This is a genomic window from Algoriphagus antarcticus, from assembly GCF_002150685.1.
Classification (GTDB): domain Bacteria; phylum Bacteroidota; class Bacteroidia; order Cytophagales; family Cyclobacteriaceae; genus Algoriphagus; species Algoriphagus antarcticus.
The window spans coordinates 162430-179937 of sequence record NZ_MSSW01000007.1 but is presented as its reverse complement, the minus strand read 5'-3'; the positions used below and the strand labels follow the sequence as shown (position 1 = coordinate 179937).

Below are 17508 nucleotides of genomic sequence, written 5' to 3'. Positions count from 1 at the left end.
AAATATTTGATAGCCCTATTAGAGCTGATCCGACTTGAAAAGTACCTCATTTATTCTCTCAATCGACGCTCTAAATTTACATAGGGTCTGGGGCGTTTACATTGATCATATTGCTGGTTGCTGGTAAACAGAAATCAATAATTCGGCTATCCTTACATCCATATAATTGATCCATGAATTCACAAACTGCTCTATCATCTCTACTATTTGCTTTTTCCCCTGAAGTCCAGCTTCAACAGCAGAAAATTAATCGAAAACCGAATATTGATTTAAAGGGATTACAATGAATTTTGAACATGCTTAAAACCATTTGATGAGTGAGGCAATAATTTGTCTCGCTCTGATACCATATGGCGGTCTGAGAAGCGTCACATTATTAAGTCCGATGCGTTGCTTGAGCACACCTTTTTCATTACTGAAAGCCAAAAAACCATGATATCCATGTGCTTTGCCGATTCCACTATTATTGACCCCGCCAAACGGCAATTCCATATGGAGGTAGTGAAGCACGCAATCATTGATCACTGCATTTCCAGAGCTTGTTTCTCGCAGTACCGTGGAAGTGTCCTCAGAATTTTTTCCAAAATAGTAAAGCGCTAATGGTTTTGGTTTAGAATTGACATACGCAATAGCCTCTTCCAAGCTATTATAGGTTACAATTGGTAAGATAGGGCCAAAAATTTCCTTTTGCATCACCAGCATTTGGTCAGTGACATTGGTTAAAATCGTAGGTTCTATATAGCGCGTATGAGGTTTGGCCGTTCCGCCAAACGAAATCTCAGCTCCTTTTGCAACAGCGTCTTCAATAGTTCTTGTAAGTCGATCAAAATGTTTATCATTTACTATTCGCGCCATATCAGGCGATTGCTCTATTCCGTTAAAATCTGGATCGTACATCTTTTGTAGAGCGACTTTCATTTCTACGAGAAGTGTTTCTAGCTGAGATTCATGTACCAAAAGGTAATCAGGAGAAATACAGGTTTGTCCACAGTTGACATATTTTCCCCAAATCAGCTTTTCCGCAGCATCTTTACAATTTGCGTCTCGATTCACGATGGCGGGCGATTTTCCACCTAACTCCAAAGTAACCGACGTCAGGTGTTCCGCAGCTGCTTTCATGACGATTTTTCCCACTGCTGGACTCCCTGTAAAAAAAATATGGTCAAAAGGAAGCTGAAGCAGATCCTGCGACACATCTACTTCACCTAAAATTACGGCTACTTCATTCGGCTTAAAGAGTTCAGAAATCATTCTTGATATTAACTCAGAGGTATGTGGCGTCATCTCAGAAGGTTTGATTATAGCTGTGCAGCCTGCCGATAAAGCCGAAATTAACGGTCCTATCGTAAGATTGAACGGATAATTCCAAGGGGAAATAATCAAGGCCCTTCCTTTCGGTTCAATGTATATCATACTTGATGTTCCAAGCATAGGAAGAGGTGTTGAAACTGATTTTGGACTCATCCATTTTTTTAGATGTTTGATGGAATGGTTGATTTCAGCTGTGACAGGAAATATTTCGCTGAGATCTGTCTCAGTTTCTGGCTTTCCAAAATCATTTTTTAATGCGTCTCGAATAGCTTGTTGGTTGTCTTTTATCCATGATCTGATTTTGATCAATCTTTCGATCCTGGACAGTGGATTTGATGATCTCCACAATTGGGCGGTTTTCGACTGATCTTCAAAAAGGCGTTTACGATTTTGGGCTTTGGATTCTGTTGGTAAAGGATTATTCATACCTATGGAGAGTCTTTGGGTTGGATACTATTGAATACATAATCAATTCACGAATGTTTTTTACAACAACTAATGCTATATTGATAACAGTGCCCCCTCGTTCAATTATTTAAAAGGGGTTGTTAACGACTAAAATATCCTTAAAATGCTGAATAAAACCATTAAATAGATGCCTCATAGAAAAATTTAAAATTCAAATATTTGATTGTAAATAGCAAAAAAATGTATGTTTGTAGTGCAATACTGTATAAAAAATAATTGCAGTAAAGATTTATTTATTCACTTTGGCAAAATCAAAGTGATTCCTCTCGGTTCCTAGGCAGAAGTTCCTGGAATAAATATATGCGAAATATTATGAAAAATTTTAAAATCTTATTACTGGCTTTAGTTGGTTATTTGACTGTTTCTTGTTCATTAAACTACGATGATGAAATTTTTGTCTCCGATTTTCAAGGGGAATGGATCGGGACTTATAGTGGGAGCGCTGATAAAGGCATCTGGGCAATGGAGATACAGGCAAATGGGGATGTCATTGGATCGGTAACTTCAGAGCTATCAAAGGATACCTACGAATTCTATGGTACTGTGAAAAAAAATGGTAATATAAGTGAAATCACAGGCACATCGACGAACGGCGCTAGTTTTATAGGAAAAATGTCCGGAAATACCACTGAAGGAATTTGGACAGTAGGATACTCAGGTTTAAAGTCCGAGTGGAGTGGTCGCAGGAAGTAAAGAGGTTTGGTTTAATCCCTTATTTCCTTTTCAATTTGCCCTATTATCAATCGAGTTTAAAATTTGAGGTTTGTGATAATTCCCACACAAAATCTGTTGCTATTGAAAATCTGATTTCCTTTTTAGATTTTGGGCAATCGGATAGATTAGTTTGAGTGACAATAAAGTCAAATCCAATTTGAGCAAAAGTCACCTAGCCTCCCGCATGATTTTGCTCCCCATCACTCCATAAATCTTTCTCCAAAGCTTCATAATATTTTCCAGCATTAGGAGCTAAAAGTTCGTTATCTGTAGCCTTAATTGATTGCATTAGATTGGATAGGCATTAATGCAATTACCTCCCTGATAGTTTTAAGCTCTTTCTGTGCTGAATTGATCAGAATCAGTTTTTAGGCAAAGATTTATAGTTTTTATTCAGGCAATAATTATGTCTCTTATTCAAGCTTGCTAAAAAGAAGCTTTTGCAACTTGCTATTTTGACTTAATTTGATCCTTTCTTTAGTGCCAAAGTCCTTTTACATGATCTATCGCACACTTCTCTTTCTATTTTTCGCACTAACACTTACTTGTAGTATCCAAGCTCAGTTCAAACCCGCTGGAACTGAATACACATTGGTTTGGCAAGAAGAATTTGAGAATTCTGGTCAGGTAAACCCGGAGTCTTGGTCTTATGAGAAAGGGTTTGTTAGAAACAGTGAGTTGCAGTGGTATCAAGAGCCAAATGCTCTGGTAAAGAATGGAAAGCTGGTAATTACTGGAAAGAGAGAGCAGATCAAAAACACAAAGTACGATCCTGAAAGTAATGATTGGAGAAGAAATTGTGAGTTTGCCGAATATACTTCATCGAGTATCAACACCCGCAACAAGTACGAATTCCGATATGGCATCGTGGAAGTTCGAGCCAAAATAGACACCGCAATGGGAATGTGGCCTGCGATTTGGACACTGGGAATTTCCAAACCTTGGCCTTCCAACGGTGAAATAGACATCATGGAATATTACCGAGTGACGGGCCAAGCTACCATTTTAGCCAATGCGGCTTGGGCAGACGAAGGAGCATACAATGCCAAATGGGATGAAACCAAGATCCTTTTTTCCGAATTCCTAAATAAAGACCCAGAATGGCCAAGTAAATTCCATCTCTGGAGAATGGAATGGACAGAGAAGACTATCAAACTCTTTCTAGATGATGAGTTGCTAAATGAAGTTGATTTGGCAAGAACTATAAATCCAGATGGATTCAATCCTTTCCATCAACCGCACTACATTTTACTCAATCTTGCGATAGGAGGCAATGGAGGAGATCCAAAAAGCACTGTATTTCCTAAAGAATATGTGGTTGACTATGTCCGTATTTACCAGAAAAGATTGTAAGCAAAATGCTACGTCTCCGTTATCCTGCTTCTCCAAAAGCAGGATAGTATAAATAGTAAAGTGCAGCTTAAGGAGAAGCAGCAAAAAAGACTGCGGCCTCTACGAAAACTCCGCGCCCACCGCGGTTAAATCAATCAAACGTCTTTGAACTATCCGAAACCATCTCCTTGATTTCTGCTAGTTCCTTCTCCGTCAAGTCACGCCATTTGCCCACAGGTATGTCCAAATGCACATTCATAATTCGTATGCGTCTCAATTGAACTACTTTGAAACCAAAGTGGTCGCACATTCTTCGAATCTGTCGGTTGAGACCTTGAGCCAGTATGATACGAAATTTGAATTTGCTGATCCGCTCCACTTTGCAGGGATCGGTTACCGTATCTAGAATCGGGACACCAGAACTCATCAGTTTGATAAATTCATCATTTACTGGTCTATCCACCGTGACGATGTATTCCTTCTCATGATTGTTTTTGGAGCGAAGAATCTTGTTGACAATGTCTCCTTCGCTAGTCAAAAAAATGAGCCCTTCACTGTCCTTGTCTAATCTCCCAATCGGGAAAATACGCTGAGAGTGGCCGATGTAGTCGATGATATTATCCTTTTCACCTTTGGTGTCAGTAGTACTTACTATTCCCACCGGCTTGTTGAAAGCAATGTAAATATGTGCTTGTATTGGCTTGCCTATAGGATTTCCATCCACTTCGACCATATCTTTTGGACCTACTTTGGTACCAAGTTCGGGTACTTTACCATTGATGGTGATTCGGCCTTCTTCCAAAAGTTTATCAGCTGCCCGTCTTGAGCAAAAGCCAACTTCACTCAGGTATTTATTGATTCGTATTTGTTGATTTGCTTCCACTGGAAATCGAAAATGGATTGAGCTTGCAAGTTACATAAACTGATTGAAGTCATTGTTTCCCTTAACCACGGAGAACACGGAGTTTTTCGCAGAGAGCACGGCCAGTTTATTTGCAGAAGTAATCAAATCAATTTATAGAATGCTGTCAATTAGCACATCTTTCGTCCGTAAGACGATTAGGAAGTAAAATAGTGAGGGCGCTGTTCAACTGGTTCTTCCGACTTGGACCGAAAGCAATGCAGTATCCTGACTGCTTAGCCTTTCAATGATGGTGTTTATGTAGGTTTTTACAGTGAACTAGACTAGTTGTATTTGCAGTTTCTTACTTATCCAGAAGCTGGACTTTAATAATAATTTCATCCCCATTTGTGAAATCTTAAGTAATCGATTTCCCCTTTGTGATAAAAGCAGTCTGAATACTTCAATGAAATAGGTCCAAGTCATGGTACTTGAACCAGAATAAAAAAAGCGCAAGCCCTGAGACTTACGCTATTGTATTTTTTAAGCCTAAGCTTTACTCACCTTTCGGTAAAGCAGCTGGTTTTGGGTTCACTGCTACCAATCTCGTTGGCTCACCAGGAAGTCTGATTGATGCCAGTCTTTCCATGTATTCAGCTTTCGTAGATTCAAATGCCAATTTATTATTAGATGAGATGGGCTCTGAAGGTGGAATCTTCTCACTCAACCAATCTTCTTGTTTGCCATTTTTCCAGAATCTAAAACAAAGATGTGGGCCAGTTGCCAAGCCAGTGCTTCCTACATAACCAATCACTTGACCTTGTCTGATACGAGCTCCAGGTTTGATGCCTTTGGCAATTTTAGACATGTGCAAGTACTGTGTAGTATAAGTGCCATTATGTTTGATTTTCACATAATTGCCATTTGCGGAAGCGTATCTAGCATCCGTTACAGTTCCTTCACCTACTGATCTGATTTCTGTACCTTTTGGAGCTGCGTAGTCCGTACCTAAGTGAGCTTTATAGCGCTTTTGAACAGGATGATATCTTCTCAGGTTATATCTAGAGCTAATTCTGGAATACTTCAATGGATCTCTCAAGAATGCTTTTTTGAAGCTATCTCCATTTTGATCGAAGAAAGTAACTTCTCCATTTTGCTCAAAAGGAATCGCATAAAAGGGTTCGCCTTTATGCTCGAAAAATGCCGTCTGAATATCTGAAACCCCTACTACAATTCCATCTATTACTTTCTCCTGATAAGAAACTTTGTATTTATCGCCCTTTTGCAAGGCTCCAAAATCTATAGACCATCCATACAAATCGGCAAACTGATCAATGATATCATACGTCACACCTAGACTGGTCATGTCAGCCGAAAGATTGGAATTGATTATTCCGCCAGCTTCTTTGGTTCTGAATTCTGCTGGTTTTTCTGCTTTGTATATATCTATGGAGTCCAAATTGAAAACTACATATTCAGCTGGATTTGGCTCGTATATGAAGAATTGAGCTTGGGAAGAATCAGCAGGAGTGACCACCGTAAATTTTCTATTTGCGGCGATACCTCTTACATCGAAAATCTCCTTTGACTTCTTGGCGATTTGATCTATAATTTGGTAAGGGACATTGAAAGGTGCGAGAATAGAACCAAGAGTCTGATTTTTACTTACGGTTCCTTCTACAATATTCAGCCCAGTGACGTTGATTCCATAAAGGAAAACCTGATTCGCAAGGGAATCAATCAAGGGTGGTTCAACAATCTCTGCTTCCTTTTCAGCTTGAAAAGGCAGGCTGAAAAATTGGAGTGAAGATGCTGCGCCAATGGTGATAACGAGTGTAGCAATTCCTATCCAAGACTTTTTCATCAATATATTCTATTATGGGAAGGTGAAAGTTTAATTCAATAAAGCAAAAAAGGGCTCTTAATCCAAGTTTTGTGGCATAAACCTTTCGGGCGCTTGCTTCCAACTATCATACCAACGATGAAAGGCATTTGAATATTTTATAAAAAATTTCTTATCCTATTAGTTGAAGGTATCTAATTTCTAGTTGACATTTATTGAAGAATTGACTGCTTTTCCGTGAAAAATGGAAGGAAATCAACGAAATAAATGCTAATCCTTCAATGATTCCTGTGTACTCGCTGTCATTTCTTTATCTTTAACTTCCCAAAAAAAACTAAATAAACATGCTGAGAACGCATACTTGTGGCGAACTGCGCCTGGATCACGTAAATCAAGAAGTAACCCTTGCCGGTTGGGTACAGCGGGTAAGAAATAAAGGAGGTTTAATCTGGGTCGATCTTAGAGATAGATACGGCTTGACTCAATTGATTTTTGAAGAGGATTCCAGCGAGAAAGCGTTGTTGGAAAAAGCGGCGGTACTTGGGCGTGAGTTCGTAGTGCAGACTACTGGTAAAGTAATCGAGCGCACATCCAAAAACGATAAGATCCCCACAGGTTCCATCGAAATCAAAGTGACAGCACTCGAAGTTTTGAACGCTGCGAAAGTTCCCCCTTTTATCATTGAAGATGAGACAGACGGCGGCGAAGAGCTCCGTATGAAATATAGATATCTGGATCTTAGGAGAAATGTAGTGCGAGAGAAACTTCAATTGCGTCATAAAATGATGCAGGAGACGCGAAAGTACATGGATGCGCAAGACTTCATCGAGGTAGAAACTCCGGTTTTGATCAAGTCAACTCCTGAAGGAGCAAGGGACTTTGTCGTGCCTAGCCGCACCAATCCAGGTGAATTCTATGCCTTGCCACAGTCACCACAGACCTTCAAACAACTGCTGATGGTTTCTGGGTTTGACAGGTATTTTCAGATTGTAAAATGCTTCCGTGACGAAGATTTGAGAGCAGATCGCCAGCCTGAGTTTACTCAGATTGACTGCGAAATGGCTTTCGTAACTCAGGAAGACATCCTAAACACTTTTGAAGGCTTGACTAAGCATTTATTTAGCAAAGTAAAAGGTGTGGAGCTGGAAGAAGTGAAGCGAATGACATATGCCGATGCCATGAAGTATTATGGTAACGATAAGCCGGATCTTCGTTTTGATATGAAATTCGTAGAGCTGAATGAACTGGCGCAAGGCAAAGGATTTAGCATTTTTGACCAAGCGGAACTGGTGGTTGGGATCTGCGCCAAAGGCGCTGCCGAATATACCCGTAAGCAACTGGATGCGCTGACTGATTGGGTGAAACGTCCTCAGATCGGAGCAAAAGGAATGATATACGCCAAGTACAATGCTGACGGCACGATCAAATCTTCTGTGGACAAGTTCTACTCAGCTGATGATCTTCAGGATTGGGCGGATGCGTTTGGAGCAGCACAGGGAGACTTGATGTTGATCCTAAGCGGAGATGCTGATAAAGTGAGAAAGCAACTTTCCGAACTTCGTCTGAAAATGGGTGAAGACCTTGGCTTGCGTGACCGTTCGGTATTTAAGCCACTTTGGGTGATGGATTTTCCATTGCTGGAGTGGGATGAGGAAAGTGCGCGCTTCCACGCGATGCACCATCCATTTACTTCTCCAAAGAAAGAAGACATTCCTTTACTGGATTCAGATCCGGGAGCAGTTAGAGCAAACGCTTACGATTTGGTAATTAACGGCGTAGAAATAGGAGGAGGTTCTATTCGTATTCACGATAGAGCTACCCAGCAATTGATGTTTAAGCATCTTGGTTTTACAGAAGAAGAAGCACAAAAGCAATTTGGATTCCTATTGGAAGCTTTCGAATACGGGGCTCCACCACACGGAGGAATTGCCTTTGGATTTGATAGATTGTGTGCGATTTTCGGCGGATCTGATTCTATCAGAGATTACATCGCCTTCCCGAAAAACAATTCTGGAAGAGACGTGATGATCGATTCTCCAAGCAGCATTGCTGACGAGCAATTGAAAGAACTTTCTATTCAATTAGCAATTAAGAAGTAGGGGGGAATGTTTATTCGCTCTTGAGCAATACCATTTGGGAGAAAAATATTTCACCACTACTATCATATATAAAAGGCTGTTTCAGAGATGAGACAGCTTTTTTTGTTAGCGCACCTACAGCTCAAGCTATATAAAATGTTCGACAGCTTAGCCGGCGTGTTTCCATTCTATATCTCCTTCTACCCCCCAGTAGTTTGAATGCACGCCCTGCAAATTGGACACAAACTTATTCCGGGCCAATGCCTGCCCAAGGAAGTAGCGTAGAGCTCACAGCTTTTCTTACTTAAGGGAGTAGATATAAGGAATTTAACACCGGACGGCAAAATTGGTATCACTTTTCGGGTATTTCCTAGGGGTGATAGCAAAGGAAACAATTATGACAAATCTGTTGCTTCCGGAAATACTTTAAAGGTAGAAGGTGATTTTAATTGGACACTCATTAGGGTCACGCTTGATAACTTTCCTGCAGAAGCAGATTTTATTAAGGTCAGCTTAACTTATCCAAGTTTGAATACCGGGAGGATTTATTTTGATGAAATTTCACTTACGGTAAAATGAATTTGACGAATCCAGCTGTTCGAGTACCGATATTACGGATGTAATCTAGAACCTTGATCATGGGATTTTAATCCCGAAAAATCATTGATCAATTCAAAATTATGAGGACTCTGTTCTATGTGGTTAAAAAATTACCTTCCAACCGTTTTGGCGAACCCTCATTTTCACGATTGACAACCATTCGGCCAAAACCCGGAATCCGTTGGATTATCGCTTTTATATTTTGCGCCATCAGCGCTATACATCCAGCAATCTGGTATCATTTCAAATTTCGCTCTGCGAAACTCTGCGCTCTGTGGTAAAAAAAAATCTCCCAGCCTATACGTAGTTTTCCATATCCCGCTTTAATATTTTCTTGAAATTTGTAATTGCGTTTCCTAGCTTAAGCGTAGTCTTTTCCAATTGAAATACTTCAAGCCAATTTTAATTCCCTACGCATGATACTTCCGGATTGCAATTCGGCAAGAGGGCGATAGCGACATTCCTAGCCTTTATTCAACAGGTGGGGTCCAGCGAATTGTGACCTCTTGGTTACCCCATTCTCGGGCTTTGGAAACATCCTTGCCCATGTAGATATCGATTTTTTGGGTCCATCTGCGTTGCATTTTATCCAAGACTATATATTTCCCATCCAGCCCATCAATGCTTACTTCCATGTTATAATGCAATCCTGAATCAAGCAAATCCCTGGAAATAGCAATGGCTTTCATGCCTGGCTTTAACGTATCGCCCCATGCAGTTATGTTCGGATCATTTGCTGTTTGTGCTTTAACTGAGTTGTAAGCTGTAGCCGTCACTTCCATGGTTTGAATTTCGGGATTGCCGCATGCGGTGAGCAAAAATAAAAGCGCAACAGTAAGAAAATGAATGGTTTGGGTCGAAGGGCACATAACTTTTAAACAGCTGTTAACGACAATCGTTCCCTCGTTAGTTTAAGTCCCACCACAGTGGAAAGGTATGATAAGAGCAAATCTCCGATGCTTTAGGCCAAATTATTGATTTCATATTTTACTCGAAGATCGCCGCGATTTCCAATCTGAACGACGCGGTGGGAGGATGTAGCAGCGGTAGGTTGCGATTATAACATCGCAACAACTCATTCTGCCAGCAGCCCAATTCCCGATTATTATCCGCGCAGGCAACATTGTTGGGTGGAGCAAGAAAAAAGGCTACCAGAAAAATCAGGTTAGCCTTTCAAATTTTTATGGATAGGTATAAGAAAAACTCTTTTTCAATCAAGCATAGCTCAAGTGTTATACTTTTTTATTTTTGAGCTTCAAGCGGTTTTTCTACACGTTCCTTTATTTCAATTAAATAATTGTTGAATTCTTCAGGCTGCTCATACATCGGACTATGGGAAGATTTTTCAAATTCTTTATAAGAAATATGAGGACCAGCTAGCCTTTGGGCATATTCCTTTATTAAAGGTGTTGGTGTATTGAAATCATCTTTTCCGGCAATAAAGAAAACAGGAACTGCTATCGCTTTGACGTCTAGGAAGAAGTTCATTTTGCCAATGCTTTCCATCATTCGGAAAGAAAGCTCCATCCCCTTTAGATATTTCAGGATATCCATTGCAGAATACTCGCGCGAAAGCAAAATTTCTAAAGCGATATCAGTATACCCAGTTTTCCCATACCGTTCTCCTCCCAATGCCAACAACCATTTCCGTTGAACATGTACATCTTCTGGATTGGTATAGTTTCCCTGTATCGGGGCTTTTATTTTTTCAAGTTCAGCAATAGCCTCGGGTATATTTCTTTCTCTCGCTCGCTGCAGCGTGAAATGGTAGGATAGCTCCTGTCCCTTTGCTGTGTGGACAATTTGGCTTACACTGATGTAAGCTTTTAGCAGTTCAGGATGACGGTGGGCAGTCAAAAGGCCTAATGCACTCCCCCAGGAATGCCCGAGCAAATAAATCTTTTCCTGATCAAATCGCTCGCGGAGGACATCAATCAATTCTTTGGTATCAGTCAAGTACTTTTCCAGATGAATGCTTTCAGGGTCTATAGTTCGGAGAAAGACTTCGCCGCTCCCCTTTGATCCCAATACACCACTGTGAAATGCTGTTCATGCTCTTGGTTATACTTCCGGAACATGGCCGTTTCGGAAGAACCTGGTCCTCCATGCAAGAGCAATAAAACAGGATTGGTAATATCATGTGACCTTGTCAAAACGAACTGGGGAATGCCGCCGATTTTCAGGTATTCCATTTTCGAAATAGCTTTGCCGGAAGATTCCCGAATGGCAGGAGTAGAAACAAGATAGTCCATTAAAAAAATGGAAATCGAGATGATTACAATAGTGAGAAAGGCAATTTTAAAATTTTTCATGTGCATAAAATCTTTTGTGAATTTTTATGCAAAACAAGGTTCTTCTCACCATGAAGCGCCTTTTCCGATAGGATCGGACTTAATTTCATGTTTTTGTTGAAAGGAATTTCTGTATTCTAGTGGGGTTTGCTGGGTGTGTTTTTTAAAAGCGGTATTAAAAGCTGATTTTGAATTAAACCCTGCTTCCATGGCCATACCTAACAAGGAATAATGAGCATAAGCAGGATCTATCATCAATTTTTGCACTTCTTTGACGCGAAATTCATTCACGTAATCGAAAAATGTTTGGCCGAGATTCTCATTTAAAACCTGGGAAAGATGATGAGTTGAAACCTCCATTCTAGCTGCCAGCTTTGGAAGCGTCAACTTATTATCAGTAAATAATTTCTCATGCTGCATGCAGTCTTTCATTTTAAACAAGATTTCCTGTTTTCGATCTTCTCCCAAAGTCGAATTGCGATAGTTGTCATTTTTCTGCTGGAAATGCGCTGGACTTGGTTCCATTACCTCAGCTGTTGCAAAGAGGCGGGAATGTTTCATCCCCAGATAAGCAGTCACATAAATGAGCACTGCTCCCAATAAGGGCGCAAGCTTCAATATTTCTGCCCCCGTAAATACAAAGGAGGAAAGGCTGATCAGGTAGATAAAACACATTCCGATGAGGATATTCCGCAACCAGTTTATCCTTATTTTTTCCAGGCTGGCGTAATAGTTTTGGATCATTACCGAGTGTTGAAGCCAAACTTTAAATGATGCAAAGAGGTATACCAGAAACTGAATGGATATCAGAAGTTTTAAAAATTCTCCATTCATCTCCCAAGTAAAATTCTGAAAAGAAACGGCCTGCAAAACACTAAAAGCTAGAAAAAGCAAAGACGGTATAAAATGCAGGAAAAAAGATCGCTTCCATCCAAAACTTCCTATTTAACATGGATACGACATAAAGGAAAAAGAGCGGGCCATATAAAAACTCATTGGCTGGGAAGAGCCATCCCATATAAGGATGTGCTAGAAAAAAATCTGCCCGATGCACCACATTGCCAGCCATTCCCATACCCATGGAAAGTAAAAGTGCTGCCAATATTCTAAAGTTCAACACATAGTTCGATTTCAACGACAAGAGATATGCAGCTAGAAAAAAAGCATGTGCAACCCCTAATAAAATTCCAAGGGAAAGGAAATTAAGATTCATGTTGCTCATCGCTTAATTCGCAAGAAATTATTTTAGAACCAATTGGCCACACGGGAGGACTGCATTATTCAGTTTATGATTGCACTAAATAACAGCCTTTTTGATAAAAATAGTTGTTAAAAATATAGATTACAACAGCCATTTTCGTTCCTCGTCTAGGTCTGGAATGCTTCTCCACCCGTTTTGGGGAACCCTTATTTCTTCGATTGACATCCATCCTGCCAAAACACCAATTGCCTTCGATAATCTTAACCATGGGCGTTACCCATGGCTAACAGCTGTTCGAGTCCCGATAGTTATCGCGGATGTAATCTCGAACCTTGATCATGGGATTTTTAATCCCGAAGATAATTGATCATTCAAAACGATTAATAAATTACTATCTCCTGCTTATAAATCGTTAAAACGATTTTCCCTTTCTAAAATTGAAACCATAGCCAATGGTTTGATATCCTAATTCTAATATTCCTCCTAAATTAGCTCTATAATTTTCTCTACCTGTATATGAACAAAGTCAACCTGAACGAAAAATTTGATCTGATCAAGGAACATTGGAGCCCAAAGATTATCGGCGAACTCAATGGTCAGGATGTCAAACTAGCCAAAGTCAAAGGGGAATTTGTCTGGCATGATCACAAAGGTGAAGACGAGCTTTTTCTGATTATGAAAGGCACGCTGAGAATTGAGTTTCGAGACCGAAGTATTACACTGAATGAAGGTGAAATGCTGATTATTCCTAGAGCTGTGGAGCATTTCCCGATTGCGGAAGACGAAGTTTGGATTCTGCTTTTCGAGCCTCAAAGCACCAAGCATACCGGAGATGTGATTACTGATCGTACGGTGGAGAAATTTGAGAAGATTTAAGTTTAAATGGGTGTAAGGAATGATGCCATTAGTCTTATTTTCTTTGATTAGCAGGACGGAAGACCGATTACCGAAGAAAGAATTGCGTTGTTGCTAGTTTGCTATGGCCATTGAGGATCATCTCACGAGTCAGCTCAAGTTGCAAGTTGGTTTCCGTGGCCATAAAATAGCTTTTGTCAATTCGCCCTGCTATTGAAAGTTTTGCAAATGAAACCTCGCTTTAAAAGGCCTCTGCGTTAGTTTCTTCAGCATTTTGAGCGTTTCGGAGCCAGATATCGATTTCCCAGGAAGCTGAAAGCAAAGCGCCATGGAGACCTCCGACTAAGTAACCACCTAATCTTGTGATCAGATTATAGCAGTCCTATCCATCAAGGATGTGGGAATTATGTAAGCTTAGCCTTGCTTGGTGTAACACATTACATCTTGATTTAATTGATCTTTGGTAAGACCTATAGGAGCCTTTTCCAACATATTGAATACAGAATAAAATCATGGCTAAGAAAAAACGATAAAAGAAACGATGAATCAAGTCCTGAGCAATTGCACTCTTTTATAAATTTTCTATGATAAAGCCAGTGTTTGAAAAATCTATTGCGCATCAATTGGTCGATACGTTTGAGTATGTATCAGGAGCAGTGGTGATCAAATCCAATCTGAAAAGCAGACGCGGATGGTGACGGTGTCTTAATTCGATACAGTCGAAGGGATGCTGACCAAATCATCTCCATTTGACATTCTGATACAAATACTAGAAGGCCTGGCTGAGATTATTATCGAAGAAGAATCTAATATGGTACAGATGGGTCAGGTAATTATAATCCCTGCTCACGCAAAGGACCGGATAAAGGCTAATAGTAAGTTTAAAATGTTGTCCACAATAATCAAAAGTGGATACGAGGATATTAGTCTTTGATATAAAAGGCATGAAATGATAATCAATGATCAAGACAACAGATTCAAAGTAGGCGATTTGGTTCACACCAAGGTAAATTCTGACGTCAAGATGATTGTAAGGAAATATTACGCAAAGATCTACTATTGCACGTTTGCTGACCTTCCTATGAAAAAAGAATTAGCGCTCTTCGAAAGAGAACTTGTAAATGAAAAGCAGGAAAGTAAGCAAATAGCTAATCATTAATAAATCATAAAATGGCCCCAGAATTTTGGATCATAAAATCACAAGGTTTATATTTTGGATCTTCGGATAGAAGAACACAAATGGCACACCCTATTCTGGTTCATTTCTTTCCTAAGCTATTCAAGCGGTTCAGGTTTTTATCACCCAAATAATCACTGCCTGATTCCTATTGACAAAAAAAGCATATCTACCACTTAATGAGCAACTAAGATGAATATCACCAGAAGCTGGCGGGAACAAAAAGTAATGCTGAAACAACGGTTTTCAGTTCTAAGCGATGCTGATTTTGAGTTTAAAGAAGGACAAAGAGAAGGAATGCTTGATACACTTTCTCAAAAACTCAAGAAGACTAAAGAGGAGCTTCACTTGCTCTTTGCAGAATTGCAGACCTATTAATCTATTGGTAAATGCAAATCAGTAATTAGCAGAAGCCATGAAATCGAAACAAAAGCACATATGAAAAATTTGAAATTCGACAAGACTGGAAGTGCAGATTTCTCGAAAACTTTGAGGTCTAGAGTCAATGCATATTTCAAAAGCACAAATACCAACATCTATGGAGATCGTAGCATGGTCATCAAGACAATCATTATGCTCACTGTATTCTTTCTCCCACTGATTATCATGAGCACTGGATTGGTTTCAAGTCCTCCACTTATTTTTGCCCTATACATCACCAGCGGCCTGGGTATGGCCGGGGTAGGAATGGGCGTGATGCATGATGCTATTCACGGGTCTTATTCTAAGCACAAGCTGGTGAACAAATACGTGGGCTATACCATGAATCTGATTGGTGCCAATGCCAATGTTTGGAAAATACAGCACAATGTACTCCATCACACCTATACCAATGTGGACGAAGGAGATGACGATATCAATTCACCTTTTTTTCTACGCTTTTCCCCAAATGCGAAGCACTATTGGATACATCAGTTTCAATACTTGTATATCTGGTTTTTCTATGGCCTTTCTACAATATCATGGATTACCACAAAGGATTTTGTCAGATTAAAGAGGTATAAAGAAATGGGGTTCTTTAACAAGGAGGGCGAATATGGCAAAGAGGTGTTGAAAATCACAGGGTGGAAGCTTTTCTATTATTCTTATGCGTTAGTCTTGCCCTTGATTATGATACCGCTACCGGCTTGGATTATAGTGCTGGCTTTTTTGAGTATGCATTTTGTCACAGGTATTTGCATTAGTCTTGTATTCCAGACAGCTCATATTGTATCAGATGCGGTTTTTCCGAAGGCTGATCAAGAGGGTCTTATTTCCTATGATTGGACTGTACATCAACTGGCCACTACAAGTAATTACGCACCTCGAAGTAAGGTTTTTTCTTGGTTAATCGGAGGATTGAATTTTCAGGTAGAGCACCATTTGTTTCCCAACATCTGCCATATACATTACAGCAAGTTGTCAAAGATCGTGTCTGAAACTGCCAGAGAATTTAATGTCCCCTATATGGTGAAGAAAACTTTTGTAGAGGCACTTTCGGATCACGTCAAAATGCTCCGGCAGTTAGGAAGGGCTTAAGAGTTACTGTTGGTTGTAAGATCTGGCGCAAAGTCAGATCTTTCATGTTTTAGAAAGGTTACCTACTTCTTCTTGTAGGTCAACCTTGGGCCTCCATTCATACTCCAAGTATTATTGAGTTGATTGTTATCCCTCAATAGGATTACTCACTCTTTTTGCAAGAACAACTCTTGCCTAGCTCATCTCCGCCTTCCTTGCGCCTGGATTTAATTGCAGTCTTCAGATAGACTTGCGTTAGGTCTGTGCCATTAGAAGTCTGAAGACTTCATTGATATAAGTCCAAGTTATGAGACTTGAAATAATGTTCGTTGCATTCATTCGACTTCACATCATGTTCCATTTTTACCTTTTCACTCTCACAACTTTACTTCAGAGTTGGATGGAGCATAAGCGAGCGTATTCCCATCACGATCATTAACTGGGCAATGATATAAGTGCCCATAATGAGAATGCCTGCATCGGGAATAGGTTGGTAGAACTTATCCAGTGCGATAAATCCATCTGAAATAAAGAACAGACATGCTCCTATGAAAACCTGCCAAAAGGATGCTGAATTGCATTTTCCAAAGCGCTCTCTCGCGGTAGTGACCATACTTATGATCACGATAACGTACACAATCACTGGAATTTTCAATGCTCCAAGATTCGGATTGATCATATAGTACGTGAAAGCTGCCAAGAAATAAATAGGAAGATTGATAAAAAACGTTTTTATAAAATTCACATTTAGAATAGACTCTGGGGCTTTTTGAGCCACTTTGAAACCTATTATGTAGCATACATGTGCCAGGAGAAAAGCGCCAATTCCGTAAATAAATAGGTGATCCCATAAAAGCAAAATGTCGCCAAGGAGGGAGAAAATCAAAGCACCTAAGACTGATTTTGCTAGTAAAGTTGAAGAAATAGGTTTTGTTATTTGGTAGAAATAGCCCACTAACCCTACAATAATCAGAGGTTTGGAAAAAAATCTTAGCTCATTTTCTTGTTCTAAGATGAATGCAATGTCTGTAAGGGAAGCAAACAAAAACAGGTACAGCCAGAGAATATTTTTCTTTTTCAAAGGGATGATAATTTTGGTGATAATTCCAAATAAATAGTATTCGTTCGTTTAATCTCAGAATTCGGAATTAAATATTGAAAAAATAAGAGTTCTCCAAACGCTGCATTCTGGTTTTTTTTGAAATTTTATTCTAACATACGACCAGTTTTGTATGCAAAAGGTTTGAGAATCAATCTTTTTTGTGATTGAAACAGAATTTTATTCATCTGTCTATGTTAA

Annotated in this window: 16 protein-coding genes; 7 read left to right on the top strand and 9 right to left on the bottom strand. The window is 39.7% G+C overall.

What is annotated here, in order from left to right:
- Positions 1-300 precede the first annotated feature (300 nt).
- Positions 301-1737 carry an aldehyde dehydrogenase family protein gene (locus tag BVH04_RS04450; protein WP_086540121.1) on the bottom strand — a complete coding sequence of 479 codons (1437 nt, stop codon included), beginning with the start codon at positions 1735-1737 and terminating at the stop codon, positions 301-303.
- 354 nt (positions 1738-2091) lie between these two features.
- Here BVH04_RS04450 and BVH04_RS04445 point away from each other — a divergent pair, with 354 nt between their 5' ends.
- Complete coding sequence (locus BVH04_RS04445) at positions 2092-2472, top strand: hypothetical protein (protein ID WP_140160520.1); 381 nt, start codon at positions 2092-2094, stop codon at positions 2470-2472.
- 519 nt (positions 2473-2991) lie between these two features.
- Positions 2992-3846 (top strand): glycoside hydrolase family 16 protein, encoded by an 855-nt coding sequence (locus BVH04_RS04440; protein ID WP_086540119.1) that lies wholly within the window; start codon positions 2992-2994, stop codon positions 3844-3846.
- 130 nt (positions 3847-3976) lie between these two features.
- Here the strand turns inward: BVH04_RS04440 and rluF are convergent, their stop codons facing one another.
- Both rluF and BVH04_RS04430 read right to left on the bottom strand, forming a co-directional pair.
- Positions 3977-4708, bottom strand: coding sequence for a 23S rRNA pseudouridine(2604) synthase RluF (rluF, locus tag BVH04_RS04435; RefSeq protein ID WP_086540118.1), 732 nt, complete (start codon positions 4706-4708; stop codon positions 3977-3979).
- Positions 4709-5222: 514 nt separating this feature from the next.
- The gene (locus BVH04_RS04430; RefSeq protein ID WP_086540117.1) at positions 5223-6530 is read right to left on the bottom strand and encodes a peptidoglycan DD-metalloendopeptidase family protein; all 1308 of its coding nucleotides are present in this window, start codon (positions 6528-6530) and stop codon (positions 5223-5225) included.
- 323 nt (positions 6531-6853) lie between these two features.
- Between BVH04_RS04430 and aspS the strand changes: the two genes are divergently transcribed.
- Complete coding sequence (gene aspS, locus BVH04_RS04425) at positions 6854-8608, top strand: aspartate--tRNA ligase (RefSeq protein ID WP_086540116.1); 1755 nt, start codon at positions 6854-6856, stop codon at positions 8606-8608.
- Positions 8609-9657: 1049 nt separating this feature from the next.
- Here the strand turns inward: aspS and BVH04_RS04420 are convergent.
- From BVH04_RS04420 to BVH04_RS04400, 5 genes are all read right to left on the bottom strand, one after another.
- Positions 9658-10056, bottom strand: a complete 399-nt coding sequence (locus tag BVH04_RS04420) for a 3D domain-containing protein (protein WP_086540115.1) — start codon at positions 10054-10056, stop codon at positions 9658-9660.
- 373 nt (positions 10057-10429) lie between these two features.
- The gene (locus tag BVH04_RS04415) at positions 10430-11143 is read right to left on the bottom strand and encodes an alpha/beta fold hydrolase (RefSeq protein WP_169714354.1); all 714 of its coding nucleotides are present in this window, start codon (positions 11141-11143) and stop codon (positions 10430-10432) included.
- Between the two features lie 29 nt (positions 11144-11172).
- The gene (locus BVH04_RS04410; RefSeq protein ID WP_140160519.1) at positions 11173-11499 is read right to left on the bottom strand and encodes an alpha/beta fold hydrolase; all 327 of its coding nucleotides are present in this window, start codon (positions 11497-11499) and stop codon (positions 11173-11175) included.
- A gap of 45 nt (positions 11500-11544) precedes the next feature.
- Positions 11545-12222 (bottom strand): helix-turn-helix domain-containing protein, encoded by a 678-nt coding sequence (locus BVH04_RS04405; RefSeq protein WP_169714353.1) that lies wholly within the window; start codon positions 12220-12222, stop codon positions 11545-11547.
- A gap of 130 nt (positions 12223-12352) precedes the next feature.
- Entirely contained in the window at positions 12353-12691 is a 339-nt protein-coding gene (locus BVH04_RS04400) for a hypothetical protein (RefSeq protein WP_086540111.1), read from the bottom strand.
- A gap of 504 nt (positions 12692-13195) precedes the next feature.
- Here BVH04_RS04400 and BVH04_RS04390 point away from each other — a divergent pair.
- The 4 genes from BVH04_RS04390 to BVH04_RS04370 all read left to right on the top strand — a co-directional run bounded on the left by BVH04_RS04390 (position 13196) and on the right by BVH04_RS04370 (position 16229).
- Entirely contained in the window at positions 13196-13555 is a 360-nt protein-coding gene (locus tag BVH04_RS04390; protein WP_086540109.1) for a cupin domain-containing protein, read from the top strand.
- Between the two features lie 928 nt (positions 13556-14483).
- On the top strand, positions 14484-14693 hold the full coding sequence (locus BVH04_RS04380; RefSeq protein WP_086540108.1) for a hypothetical protein: 210 nt from the start codon (positions 14484-14486) through the stop codon (positions 14691-14693).
- Positions 14694-14903: 210 nt separating this feature from the next.
- Positions 14904-15089 carry a hypothetical protein gene (locus tag BVH04_RS04375; RefSeq protein WP_086540107.1) on the top strand — a complete coding sequence of 62 codons (186 nt, stop codon included), beginning with the start codon at positions 14904-14906 and terminating at the stop codon, positions 15087-15089.
- A 60-nt stretch (positions 15090-15149) separates the two neighbouring features.
- Entirely contained in the window at positions 15150-16229 is a 1080-nt protein-coding gene (locus tag BVH04_RS04370; RefSeq protein WP_086540106.1) for a fatty acid desaturase family protein, read from the top strand.
- Between the two features lie 364 nt (positions 16230-16593).
- Here BVH04_RS04370 and BVH04_RS04365 read toward each other — a convergent pair whose 3' ends face one another.
- A complete protein-coding gene (locus tag BVH04_RS04365; protein ID WP_086540105.1) occupies positions 16594-17289 on the bottom strand; it encodes a lysoplasmalogenase in 696 nt (231 codons plus the stop codon).
- Positions 17290-17508 lie beyond the last annotated feature (219 nt).